This window comes from Xanthomonas sp. WHRI 8393 (assembly GCF_040203315.1).
Lineage (GTDB): Bacteria > Pseudomonadota > Gammaproteobacteria > Xanthomonadales > Xanthomonadaceae > Xanthomonas > Xanthomonas arboricola.
This window is the reverse complement of the sequence record NZ_JBEGGL010000002.1, coordinates 723,652-736,038: the sequence shown is the minus strand read 5'-3', so window position 1 is coordinate 736,038 and position 12,387 is coordinate 723,652. Positions and strand designations below refer to the sequence as shown.

The 12,387-nt window shown below is 66.9% G+C and carries 11 protein-coding genes; 8 read left to right on the top strand and 3 right to left on the bottom strand.

All coding sequences use genetic code 11. The annotated features are described in order from the left end of the window. Positions 1-9 precede the first annotated feature (9 nt). The 7 genes from ccmC (at position 10) to ABQ137_RS09230 (ending at position 5,226) form a co-directional block, all read left to right on the top strand. Positions 10-768 carry a heme ABC transporter permease CcmC gene (gene ccmC / locus ABQ137_RS09260; RefSeq protein WP_065032354.1) on the top strand — a complete coding sequence of 253 codons (759 nt, stop codon included), beginning with the start codon at positions 10-12 and terminating at the stop codon, positions 766-768. Next, complete coding sequence (ccmD, locus tag ABQ137_RS09255) at positions 765-974, top strand: heme exporter protein CcmD (protein ID WP_104594717.1); 210 nt, start codon at positions 765-767, stop codon at positions 972-974. The genes ccmC and ccmD overlap by 4 nt, the downstream gene beginning before the upstream one ends. After that, positions 971-1,441 carry a cytochrome c maturation protein CcmE gene (gene ccmE / locus ABQ137_RS09250; RefSeq protein ID WP_349782130.1) on the top strand — a complete coding sequence of 157 codons (471 nt, stop codon included), beginning with the start codon at positions 971-973 and terminating at the stop codon, positions 1,439-1,441. Before ccmD ends, ccmE begins: the two co-directional genes overlap by 4 nt. A gap of 62 nt (positions 1,442-1,503) precedes the next feature. Further along, the gene (locus tag ABQ137_RS09245) at positions 1,504-3,492 is read left to right on the top strand and encodes a heme lyase CcmF/NrfE family subunit (RefSeq protein WP_349782128.1); all 1,989 of its coding nucleotides are present in this window, start codon (positions 1,504-1,506) and stop codon (positions 3,490-3,492) included. Further along, the gene (locus ABQ137_RS09240; protein WP_349782126.1) at positions 3,489-4,031 is read left to right on the top strand and encodes a DsbE family thiol:disulfide interchange protein; all 543 of its coding nucleotides are present in this window, start codon (positions 3,489-3,491) and stop codon (positions 4,029-4,031) included. The genes ABQ137_RS09245 and ABQ137_RS09240 overlap by 4 nt, the downstream gene beginning before the upstream one ends. Beyond that, entirely contained in the window at positions 4,031-4,513 is a 483-nt protein-coding gene (locus ABQ137_RS09235; RefSeq protein WP_349782124.1) for a cytochrome c-type biogenesis protein, read from the top strand. Before ABQ137_RS09240 ends, ABQ137_RS09235 begins: the two co-directional genes overlap by 1 nt. Then, on the top strand, positions 4,507-5,226 hold the full coding sequence (locus tag ABQ137_RS09230; protein ID WP_349782122.1) for a tetratricopeptide repeat protein: 720 nt from the start codon (positions 4,507-4,509) through the stop codon (positions 5,224-5,226). Before ABQ137_RS09235 ends, ABQ137_RS09230 begins: the two co-directional genes overlap by 7 nt. Positions 5,227-5,322: 96 nt before the next feature. On the opposite strand, the gene ABQ137_RS09225 is transcribed toward ABQ137_RS09230, so the two are convergent. Beyond that, a complete protein-coding gene (locus ABQ137_RS09225) occupies positions 5,323-7,395 on the bottom strand; it encodes a PAS domain-containing hybrid sensor histidine kinase/response regulator family protein (RefSeq protein WP_065032359.1) in 2,073 nt (690 codons plus the stop codon). Beyond that, positions 7,382-8,896, bottom strand: coding sequence for an ATPase domain-containing protein (locus ABQ137_RS09220; RefSeq protein WP_024940164.1), 1,515 nt, complete (start codon positions 8,894-8,896; stop codon positions 7,382-7,384). The genes ABQ137_RS09225 and ABQ137_RS09220 overlap by 14 nt, the downstream gene beginning before the upstream one ends. 237 nt (positions 8,897-9,133) lie before the next feature. On the opposite strand from ABQ137_RS09220, the gene ABQ137_RS09215 reads away from it, so the two are divergent. Then, entirely contained in the window at positions 9,134-9,478 is a 345-nt protein-coding gene (locus ABQ137_RS09215) for a response regulator (protein ID WP_016903378.1), read from the top strand. A 40-nt stretch (positions 9,479-9,518) separates the two neighbouring features. Here ABQ137_RS09215 and ABQ137_RS09210 read toward each other — a convergent pair whose 3' ends face one another. Further along, positions 9,519-12,344 carry a hybrid sensor histidine kinase/response regulator gene (locus ABQ137_RS09210; RefSeq protein ID WP_503021210.1) on the bottom strand — a complete coding sequence of 942 codons (2,826 nt, stop codon included), beginning with the start codon at positions 12,342-12,344 and terminating at the stop codon, positions 9,519-9,521. Positions 12,345-12,387 lie beyond the last annotated feature (43 nt).

Below are 12,387 nucleotides of genomic sequence, written 5' to 3'. Positions count from 1 at the left end.
GACACCGGCATGGCCAAGTGGATTCCCTTGTGGCTGCACAGACTCAGCTCGCCGCCGACCTTCTATCGCGTGGCCGGACGCGTGCGTCCGTGGGCGTTGGGCCTGGCGTTGTTGCTTGGTGCGGTGGCCGCCTACGGTGGGCTGGTGCTGGCGCCGCCGGATTACCAGCAGCACGATGCCTACCGCATCATCTTCATCCACGTACCCAGCGCCTGGATGAGCCTGTTCATCTACGCGGCGATGGGCGTATCCGCGTTCATCGCACTGGTCTGGCGGATCAAGCTGGCCGAGGTGGTGACCATGGCCTCGGCGCCGATCGGCGCGGCCTTCACCTTCATCACCTTGTGCACCGGCTCGCTGTGGGGCAAGCCGATGTGGGGCACCTGGTGGACCTGGGATGCGCGGCTGACCTCCGAGTTGCTGCTGCTATTCCTGTATCTGGGGGTGCTCGGCCTGTACCACGCGGTGGAAGACCGCCGTCAGGCGATGCGTGCGGCCGGCTTGCTGGCATTGGTGGGCCTGGTGAATCTGCCGATCGTGCATTACTCGGTGGTGTGGTGGAACACATTGCACCAGGGCTCCACCGTGCGCCTGCTCGGCCCCTCCACGATGAGCGCGGACATGCTGTGGCCGCTGCTGACGATGACGCTGGCGACCAAGTGCTATTACCTGGCCAGCCTGTTCGGCCGCGTGCGCGTGGACCTGCTCGCCCTGGAAAGCGGCAAGGACTGGGCGCGCCGCATCGTGTTGACGGAGCGCACCGCATGACGACCCTGCTGGCGATGGGCGGTTACGGGCAATACGTGTGGACCGCGTACGCGCTGTTCGTGCTGGTGCTGCTGGCCGACCTGGCATCGCCATGGTTGCGTCGTCGCCGCCTGCCGCGCGAGCTGCGCGGCCAGCTGCAACGGCAAACGCCGCGGCGCACGCGCGAGTTGTCGGCAACAGCGCCGCTGGAGCGTGACGCCTCATGAACGCCACCCGCAAGCAACGCCTGTGGCTGGTGATCGGCGCACTCGCCGCTGCGGCATTGGCGGTCACGCTGATCGTGCTCGCGCTGCAGCGGAACATGAGCTACCTGTTCACGCCCAGCCAGCTGCATGCCGGCGAGGCGGCCAGCTACCGGCAATTCCGCCTCGGCGGCATGGTCAAGGCCGGCTCGATCCAGCGCGCCAGCGACAGCCTCACCGTCCACTTCACCGTGATCGACAAGCACGCAGCGACGCAGGTCGAGTACACCGGCATTCTTCCCGACCTGTTCCGCGACAACCAGTCGGTGATCGCCAACGGGCGCATGCAGGGCGGGCGCTTCGTCGCCAACGAAGTGCTGGCCAAGCACGACGAAACCTATATGCCGAAGGAACTGAAGGACGCGATGGCCGAAGGCCATGTCGGCAAGCCGATTCCCGCCGCCGCGGTGCCGCTGCCTGCGCCGCGCTGATGCGGCGCGCAGCTTGTTCCTTCCCTCAATGATGCCTCTTCGCTGCACGATGCGATTCGCCCATGACACCTGAACTCGGCCAGATCGCCCTGATCCTGGCGTTACTGCTTTCGCTTGCCCAGGGCGTACTGCCGCTGATCGGCGCCTGGCGCGGCAGTGGCGCGTTGATGGGCGTTGCGCGGCCTGCCGCGGTCGGTCAGGCGCTGTTCGTGTGGATGGCGTTCGGCCTGCTCGCCTGGTCGCTGCTGTCGCTGGATTTTTCGGTGCGCTATGTCGCCGACAACGCCAACATCGCCCTGCCCTGGTACTACCGCTTTGCCGCGGTGTGGGGCGCGCACGAAGGCTCGTTGCTGCTGTGGATCGCAATCCTGTCGACCTGGACGCTGTTGCTGGCCGCCTTCAGCCGGCATCTGCCGCAGCATTTTGCCGCGCGCGTGCTGGCGGTGCTGGGGCTGGTGTCGGTGGGCTTTCTGGCCTTCATCCTGCTGACCTCCAATCCGTTCGCGCGGCTGTCGCCGATTCCGCTGGATGGCAACGAACTCAATCCGGTGCTGCAGGACCCGGGCATGACCTTCCACCCGCCGGTGCTGTACACCGGCTATGTCGGCTTCTCGGTGGCGTTTGCGTTTGCGGTGGCGGCCTTGCTGGGTGGCGAACTGGAACAGGCCTGGGTGCGCTGGGCGCGACCGTGGACCAATGTGGCCTGGGCCTGCCTCACCGCCGGTATCGTCGCCGGCAGCTGGTGGGCGTATGCGGAACTGGGCTGGGGCGGCTGGTGGTTCTGGGACCCGGTGGAAAACGCCAGCTTCATGCCGTGGCTGGTCGGCACCGCGCTGATCCACACCCAGGCGGTCACCGAAAAACGCGGCAGCCTGCGCGCCTGGACCATCCTGCTGTCGATCCTGGCGTTCTCGCTGTCGTTGCTGGGAACCTTCCTGGTGCGCTCGGGCGTGCTGACCTCGGTGCACGCCTTCGCCGCCGATCCGCGCCGTGGCCTGTACATCCTGATCTTTTTAGTCGCGGTGGTCGGCGGCTCGCTGCTACTGTATGCGCTGCGCGCGCCCCGGATCGCCAGCGGCAAACCGTTCGCCGCCGCCTCGCGCGAGACCGCGATCCTGATCGGCAACCTGCTGCTCACCGTGGCGGCGGCGATGGTGTTGCTGGGCACCTTGTTTCCGCTGGTGGCCGATGCCTTCGGCCTGGGCAAGGTGTCGGTGGGGCCGCCCTACTTCGGCTTGCTGTTCCCGCTGCTGATGTTGCCGGTGATGCTGTTGCTGCCGTTCGGCCCGTACCTGCGCTGGGGCAAGGCCGAGGCGGCGCCGTTGCAGGCACTGGGCACGCGCGCCGGCATCGCCGCGATCGCCTGCGCGCTGGTCGGCAGCCTGTTTGCCGAGGGCCAGCCCAGGGCGATCGCCGGCATCGGCGTCGCCGCATGGGTGGCGGCCGGCACCGCGCTGTACATGTACAAGCGCTGGCGCGAGATGCCGCGCGGCCGGCGGTTTCCGGCGGAAATGGCCGGCATGCTGCTCGCGCATGCGGGCGTGGCGGTGTTCGTGGCCGGCGTGCTGGTGTCGGAAAGCCTGTCGGTCGAACGCGACGTGCGGCTGTCGCCCGGGCAGACCGCCGAGATCGCGGGTTACGCCTTCCGCTTCGACGGCGTGCAACTGATCGACGGGCCGAACTGGAAGGCCGAACAAGGCAGCGTGCAGGTCAGCCGCGATGGCCAGTTGGTCGCGCAACTGCATCCGCAAAAACGCCTGTACAGCAGCGAGCGCATCCAGACCGAATCGGCGATCGACCCCGGTATCACCCGCGATCTGTATGTCGCGCTCGGCGAGCCGCTGGACGATCAACACATCGAATACGACTGGACGCTGCGGCTGTACTACAAACCCTTCATCCGCTGGATCTGGGCCGGTGGCCTGCTGATGATGCTGGGCGGCTTCGTCAGCGCCTGTGCCCGCCGGTTTCGTGCGCCGGCGCTCGCCACGACGGCGGCCACGGCACCGGCACACGGCACCAGTGTCACCGCGCAGGAATCGCACGCATGAACCGTCTGCTGCCCTTGCTGGGTTTTTTGTTGCTGGCGGCGCTGTTCGGCTTCGGCATCTACTGGACGATGCAGCACAACCCGCGCGATGTGCCCTCGCCGTTGATCGGCAAGCCGGCACCGGCGTTCTCTCTGCCGCGGCTGGATCAGCCCGAGCAACGCGTCAGCCGCGATCAGCTGCTGGGCAAGCCTTACGTCCTCAATGTCTTCGGCAGCTGGTGCGCCGAATGCGTGCACGAACATCCGGTGCTGATGGCGCAGGCCAGCCGGCTCGGGGTGGCGTTGATCGGCTACAACTACAAGGACGCGCCTGCCGACGCCACGGCCTGGCTTGCGCAGTACGGCAATCCGTATGCGTTGGTGATTGCCGACGAAGCCGGCCAGACCGCGATCGATTTCGGTGTCTACGGTGCGCCGGAGAGTTTCCTGATCGATGCGCAAGGCGTGATCCGCTACAAGCACATCGGCGTGCTCACGCCCGCGGTCATCAACGACGAGCTGCTGCCCGCCATCGCCGCACTGCCCGGGGGCACGCGCTGATGGCGGCGCGCTGGGTTTGGCGCTGGTACCGGCGCATGCACGGCCGGCAACTGCGTCTGCTGCTGGTGCTGCTGCTGGGCGTGCTGCTTGCGCCGCCGCTGGCGGCGCAGGCGGTGGACCCGCTGCCGTTCAAGAACCGCAGTGACGAAGCGCGTTATCAGCGCCTGACCGCGCAGTTGCGCTGCCTGGTGTGCCAGAACGAGAACCTGGCCGACTCCAACGCCGAGCTTGCGCGCGATCTGCGCCACCAGGTGTTCGCGCAGTTGCAGGCCGGCAGGAGCGATGCGCAGATCAAGCAATACATGGTCGATCGCTATTCGGACTTCGTGCTGTACGACCCGCCGGTCAAGCGCGGCACCTGGCTGCTGTGGTTCGGTCCGTTGCTGCTGCTGGGTGCCGGTGCGGGCGTGGTGATCCATACCGTGCGCAAACGTGCGCGCGCCGGCACGCCGGTGGTGCCGCAGGCGGAGGAAGAATGGTGATGACCGGTTTCTATGTCGCAAGCGCCGCGCTGCTGGTCGTCGCCTTGCTGTTGGTACTGGTGCCTCTGCTGCGCCAGCCCGCGCGCAAGGGCAATGCACGCTACAGCCTGCCGATTGTGCTGGTGCTCGGCTTGCCGATCGCCACGGCCGGCTTGTATCGGCTGGTCGGCGCGCCGGATGCAATCGCACGGCGTGTGTATGCGACGGCGCAGCCCCAGGTACAACCGGCAGACGCGCCTGCCGTCGCCGCCGCGGGTGAGCAGGCCCGGGCCGCAGAGGCCAATGCCGACGCTGCGCAGGAGCAGGCGCTGGAGTCGTGGATGCAGCAAGCCAGGACCCACGAGCAGGACAACCGCCCCGCCGATGCGCGTGAGGCCTATGCGCAAGCGCTCAAAATCGCGCCGGATCTCAGCGCCGCCATCGTCGGCTGGGTGGCCGCGGACATGGCCACGCGCAGCGATTTCGCCATCGACGCCAACTCACGCAGCCGCCTGCAACAGGTGGTCGCACGCGAGCCGGACCATCAGCGCGGCCTGTGGCTGCTGGGCATCAGCGACTTTCAGCAGCAGGACTACCGCGCTGCCAGCGAGCACTGGCGGCATTTGCATGGCTTGCTCGACGCCGGCTCGCCGATGCAGAAGGCGGTGGCCGACAAGATCGCCGTGGCCGAGTCGCTGGCCAGCGCGCGGCAGGCCGGGCGCGCAGCGCCCTGACGCCAACCTCAGGCTGCATCCCTCATCAAGGCCGCCCCGGTGCCAGCCGACGGCAGCGCCGTCGTGGTGTCAGGCGCGATTGACCGCCCAACGCCATCAGGCCGACGGCCCCAACACCTCGTGCAGCTTTCCGCTGAACTCGCCCAGCGTAAACGGCTTGGCGATCATGCTCATGCCGTCGGCAAGAAACTCGCCGCGATCGCGCGCGGTTTCCGCATAGCCGGTCATGAAGATCACCGGCAGATCCCGCCGCGACTGCCGCGCGATCTCCGCCAACTGGCGCCCGTTGAGCCCGGGCAGGCCCACATCGGTCACCAGCAGATCGATGCGCCGTTGCGAAGCCAGGATCGGCAGCGCCGCATCGGCGTCGGCCACCACATCGGCTTCATAGCCCAACTCGTTGAGCAGTTCGGTGACCAGCAGCCGCACCTGTTCGTCATCTTCCACCACCAGCACCTGCTGGCCGCGTCCGGACACCACGGCACCGGCTTGCGGTTGCGGCGACAGCGCCTGCGGATGGAGACCGGCGGGCAGATACAGGCTCACCGTGGTGCCCTTGCCCAGCTCGGACTCCACCCACACCTGCCCGTTGGACTGCTGCATGAAGCCGTAGATCATCGACATGCCCAGGCCGGTGCCCTGCCCGATCGGCTTGGTGGTGTAGAACGGTTCGAACACACGCTCCAGCACGTCGGCCGGCATACCCGCGCCGCTGTCGGTCACCGACACCACCACGTAATTGCCCGGCGCCAGCGTCACCCCGCGCCCGAGTTCCAGCGGCTGCGCTTGGACCTGCAACTGCCGGGTGGCGATGCGCAACTGCCCGCCGTCGGGCATGGCGTCGCGGGCATTGATCGCCAGATTGAGCAGCGCGCTTTCCAGCTGGTTTTCGTCGACATACGCCTGCGGCAGGTCGGCCTGCAGATCGGTTTCCAGATGCACCGATTCGCCCAGCGTGCGCGCCAGCAATTCCTGCAGCGATACCACCAGGTCGTTCAGATGCAGATGCCGCGCTTCCAGCGATTGCCGTCGCGAGAACGCCAGCAGCCGTTGCGTCAGTGCGGCCGCGCGCAGGGCCGAGGCCGACGCCACATCCAGAAAGCGGCCCAGCCCTTCGGTGCGGCCCTGGTCGATGCGCAGGCGCGCCAGATCCAGCGCCGACAGGATGCCGGTCAGCATGTTGTTGAAGTCGTGTGCGATGCCGCCGGTGAGCTGGCCCACCGCCTCCATCTTCTGCGCCTGGCGCAATGCCGCTTCGCTGGACTCGCGTGCCAGCATCTGCTGCTGCAGCTCGGCGGTGCGTTCGGCCACCTTGACCTCGAGCAGGCTGGCCTGCTGCTGGATCGATTCCAGCGCCAGCGCGCGCGCGGTGATGTCAGTGGCAAACACATGAAAGCCGTCCACTTGGCCGTCCGCATCCAGGCGCGGCATGTAGCGGATCTCCGCATCGCGCCGGCGTCCGTCGGCGTGCGGCCAACTGGCCTCCACCGTCAACGCCTGCCCGGCCAGTGCGGCCTCGATCCAGGCGCGGCGCTGCTGCACCATCGCCGGTCCCACCACATCCACCATGGACCGCCCGATCACCTCGGCAGGCGGGATGCCGATCCAGTCTTCATACGAGCGGTTGGCGAAGCGGTACACCAGATCCTTGTCGATGAAGGCAATCAGCACCGGCAGTGCGTCGGTGACGCGACGCAGCTCGGCCTCGCTCGACATCAGGGCCGTCTTGCTTTCGGCCAACTGCGCCATCTGGTCGCGAATCACGAACTGCTTCTGGCGCGAGCGCAACGCAGTGGAGATCGCGCTCAACAACGACGACGAGCTCAGCGGCCGTTCCAGCTCGATGACGTTGGTCACTTCCGCCGGCAGCGTGGCCTGGCGCCCGTTGTGGCTGCCGCGCGGCGCACGCAGCAGCACGAACGGAATATCCGACCAGGCGGCCTGGCTCTGCAGGGCATGCGAGAACTGACGCAGATCCCCGCCCACCGCTTCCTCGGTCAACACCACCACGCCGGAGGCATCGAGCAGGTCGTCCGCCAGCGCAGCCAGCGACCCATACACCCGGCGCGTCAGTCCGCGCTGACCGACGATGCCGGCAATGCTCTCCGCATCGCGGCCGAACGGCGCGATGATGTGGACGATGGACCCATCCGGGTCACAGGTAGTCAAGTGGACGATCCAGCAACGGCGTGTCGTCCCCAACAAAATGCGGAGTACCGGTCAGCACGCCGTGGAATTTCTCCAGCGGCTCGCTCAGATGGATACCGCCCGTCCCGATGCGCAACTCGCGGATCGAATCCTCATGCGCGCCACTGCGGTTCTTGATCACCGACACGGCCTTGCGGATGCGCCCCTGAGCCTCGAAGAAGCGGAACAGGATGACGGTGTCGGCCATGTAGGAGATATTGAGGTTGCCGGTGGACATGGTGCCGACCAGGCCGTGCTGCGGATTGACCAGGAACGTGGTCACGCCGCTCTGGTTGAGGTAGGACAGCAGCTCGTGCATCTGCAGCATCAGCTGCTTTTCCTGCGGCATCGAGGTGAGATAGCCGTTGAGGCTGTCGATCACCAGCACGCGGCAGTTGCGCTGTTCCACGCTGGCGCGCACCGCCCAGGCGAACTCGCCCGGGGTCAGCTCGGCCGGATCCATCTGATGCAGTTCCAGCAGGCCCGCGTCCAGATACTTGCGCAGATCCATGCCCAGGCTCTCGGCACGCGTCAGCAAGGTGCCGGTGCGCTCGTCGAATTCCAGGATGCAGCAATGCTCGCCGCGCTCGCAGGCAGCGGTCACGTATTGCAGCGCGATATTGGTCTTGCCCGAACCGGCAGGCCCGGTCAGCAGGGTGCTGGTACCGCGCAGCGGCCCGCCGTGCAGCAGCGCATCGACACGCGCCACGCCACTGGACACCGCATCGCCGATGAACGGCACATGGTGATCGGAGGCGATCAGCCGCGGAAAGATCCGCATGCCGCCGGTGGTGATGGTGATGTCGTGGTAGCCGGCGATGAAATCCACGCCGCGCAACTTCTGCACCTGCATGCGCCGCCGCGCCGCGCCGAAATCCAGCGTCATGCGTTCCAGCGAAATCACCCCATGGCACAGGCTGTGCAGATGCGCATCGCGTTCGCCGTTTTCGCCGGTGAGGTCGTCGACCAGGAACACGGTGATGTTGCGCGGCGCAAAGAACTGCTTGAGCGCCAGCACCTGACGCCGGTAGCGCAACGAATCCTGCGCCAGCAGGCGCAACTCGGACAGCGAGTCGAACACCACACGCGTCGGCTTGACCCGGTCCACCTCGGCCTGGATCAGCTTGATGGTGCCGTCCAGCTCCATTTCCCACGGATGCAGGATGGACTGCTGGCGTCCATCGCCCAGAAACGCCTCGGCCGATGCCAGCTCGAAGATATGCAGCGCCTCCAGCGACCAGTTGTGCGAGGCGGCCACTTCGTTGAGCTCGTCGATGGTTTCCGACAAGGTCACGTACAGGCAGCTCTCGCCCTTGGCAGCGCCATCGAGCAGGAACTGCAGCGATGCGGTGGTCTTGCCCGAGCCCGGCTGGCCCTCCAGCAGGTACAGGCGATTGGGCGGCAGGCCGCCGCGCAGGATGGTGTCAAGCCCCGTCGTACCAGTCGTAATGCGGTTTGCGATCATCGGCTTCAGATTTCCCATAGGCTTAAATTTATCACGGGCGAATCACTGCCCGCTGCGCACCACTGAATCGATCAGCTTGCTTGGCGCGAGCTGAGCCCCCGCGATATCGGTAGCGTGCTGTGACGTGCGCCGCGCTTTATGACAGTTCCGACACGTTCGTCACGCGCGTGGGCCTAGCGTTGCACCTGAAGTGCATCGCATGGTTGCGATCGCTCGAGGACTGCGGTGAACCACGCATCATGTAACGCCCGTATCTTGCTGGTCGAAGACGACGATGCCATTCGTGCGATGACCGCAGATATCCTGGGTGACGAGGGCTACCAGGTCATCGCGTCGCCAGACGCCGAGCAGGCGCTGGAGCAGCTCAACCAGGCGCGTCCGTTCGATCTGCTGCTGTCCGATATCTGCCTGCCCGGTATGAACGGGCGCGACCTCGCCGACAATGCGCGCCGTCTGTATCCCGCCCTGCCCATCGTGTTCATGACCGGCTATGCCGGGTCCATCGCCAAGCGTGCGGATTTTCTCGATACCGGCATGCGTCTGTTGACCAAGCCGTTTTCGTTGCGCGACCTGCTGGGCATCGTGCAGACCGCGCTGTAAGCAACCCCGACCGAATCATCGCCAAGCCTGCACGCAGGCCTCAGTGCGATTTGCGTTCCAGCAACTGCGCCACGCGACGTTCCAGGTCCACGGCCAGAAACGGCTTGGTCAGCACCTCCATGCCGTCCTCCAGTTGCCCGGCGCCCACCGCCGCGGTTGCCGCGTAGCCGGTGACGAACAGCACCGGCAGCGTCGGCCGCGACTGCCGCCCCGCGTCGGCGACCTGACGTCCGTTCAATCCGCCGGTCAGGCCGACGTCGGTCACCAGCAGATCGATCGTCTCCTGCGAGCGCAGGCGCTCCACTGCGGCGCTGCCTTCGGCGGTCTCGATGACGCGGTAGCCCGCTTCGCTCAGCACTTCGGACATCAGCACGCGGATCGCGGTTTCGTCTTCCACCAGCAGTACCGTGCAGCTTGGCGCGGTCGAGCGCAGCGGTTGCTCGGTCGCCGGCACTGCCTCGTCCTGCGCCAGCACGCCATCGAAGCGCGGCAGGTACAGCGCCATGGTCGTGCCGACGCCCACCTCCGAATCGATGCGCACGTGGCCGCCGGACTGGCGGGTGAATCCGTAGATCATCGACAAGCCCAGACCGGTGCCCTGCCCGATCGGCTTGGTGGTGAAGAACGGCTCGAACACCTTGGACATCACGTCGGCGCTCATGCCGGTGCCGGTGTCCTGCACGCTCAGGCACACGTACTCGCCGATCGGCAGGTCCAGCTGCTGGGCGGCGCCGGCGTCCAGCACCCGGTTGGCGACGGCGATGGTGAGCTCGCCGCCATCGGGCATCGCGTCGCGCGCGTTGATGCACAGGTTCAATAGCGCGTTTTCCAGCTGCGGCGCATCCACCAGCACCTTCCACGGGTCGGCTGCAGGGCGCAGCTGCAAGGCGATCGAAGGCCCCAGCGTGCGCGCGATGATGTCGTGCATGCCCTGCACCAGTGCCTGCACCTCCAGCGCGGTCGGCGCCAGGGTCTGCCGGCGCGAAAACGCCAGCAGCCGCTGGGTCAGTGCGGTGGCGCGCGCGGCGCTGGACTGCGCCATTTCCACATAGCGCTCGAGGCGGTCGTACTTGCCCTGTTCGATGCGCGTCTGCAACAGCTCCAGACCGACGCTGATCGCCGTCAGCAGATTGTTGAAGTCGTGCGCCAGCCCGCCGGTCAGCTGGCCGACCGCCTCCATCTTCTGGCTCTGGCGCAGCTTTTCCTCGGCCAGCAGCAGCGCCGCGCTGCGTTCGCGCACGCGCTCTTCCAACGTTTCGGTCAGTTGGCGCAGCTGCTGTTCGGCCAGCCGCTTGTCGGTGATGTCGGCCGCAGTGCCGAACCACTCCACGATCTGCTCGCCCTCGTCCAGCAAGGGGATCGCGCGCATCAGGGTCCAGCCCACCCGCTGATCGGCATCCAGCACGCGGTATTCCACATCCAGCCCGGTCTTGTTGACGATCGAATGCGCAATGGCCTCGGCCAGCCGCGCGCGATCGTCCGGGTGCACCATCTCCTGCTGCCAGTTCAGGCTTGCCGAGAGCGCATCGCTCAGCGCCCCCTCGCCAACCAGTTGGCGAAGCTCGCGCCAGTCGGCGCTGGCCGAGAAGATCGACTGCGAGGACGCGCGCACCAGCGCATCCAGCCGGCGCTCGCTCTCGCGCAGGGCTTCGCTGGCCAGCCGCTCGGCGGTGCGGTCGCGCAACACCTTGACAAAGCCGATCGCCGCACCGGTTTCGTCGCGCAGCACCATCAGCGACCCGTTCGCCCAGAAACGCTGGCCGGACTTGCGCACATGCCAGCGCTCGTCCATGCCGCTGCCGCTTTCCAGCGCCGCCGCCGCCTCGATCAGGATCTGCCGGCGCTCCACATCTTCCGGGGTGAAGGTGCGCTCCAGGGTCTGGCCCAGCATCTCGGCCTCGCTCCAGCCCAGAATGCGCTGCGCGCCCTCGTTCCAGGACGTGACCAGGCCGTGCAGGTCGGTGGCGATGATTGCGTAGTCCATCACGCTGTCCAGGATCTGCCGGTTGCGCACTTCCGCCTCGCGCACCGCGCGTTCCAGGCCGATGCGGTCGGTGATGTCCAGGCCCTGCACGAAGATGCCGGAGACGGTGCCGTCGGCACCGGCGATCGGCTGGTAGACCAGATCCAGCAGGCGTCGCTCCATCGGGCCGCCCGGCTCGGCCTGCACGTTGTAGGCCAGCGCACTGGCCGCATAGGCACGCCCGGACTGATACACCTCATCCAGGCGATGCAGATGCCCCTGCTCGACCAGATCCGGCAGGGCCTCGGCCAGCGGCTTGCCGATCACGTCGCGGTGCCCGATCAATCGCGAATAGCACGGGTTGGCGAACTCCACCCGATGCTGCGGACCGCTCAGAAACGCCATGAACATCGGCGCCTGCTCAAACAACCGGATCAGCCGCTCGTGCTCATCGGCAAGCCGGTTTTGCGCCACCTTGCGGTCGGTGACTTCGTTGGTGACGCAGAACGCGCCGCCCACACGCCCATCGTCCAGATAGATCGGCGAGAACGAGAATGTCCACCAGGTGTCTTCCGGCGTGCCGTAGCGGTTCATGCCGATCGGCACTTCCTCGAAGCGCGAGGCGCGCCCCGCGAACGCGGCCTCGATCGGCGCACGTACCGCCTCCCAGGCATCGGCCCACAATTCCCGCAGCGGCGCACCCAGCGCATGCGGCTGCCGCGGCCCAAGGATCGGCGTATAGGCATCGTTGTAGAAGAAGGTCAGCGCATCGCCCCACACCACATACATGCTTTCCGGCGAGCTGAGCATCAGGCTGACCGCATTGCGCAGCGGCGACGGCCACTGCGTGGTCGGCCCCAGCGGTGTTGCGGCCCAGTCGTAGGCGCGCACGGCCTGCGCCATGGCGCTGTCGCCATACGGAAACGGCGCGCTCACGTGGTGCCCA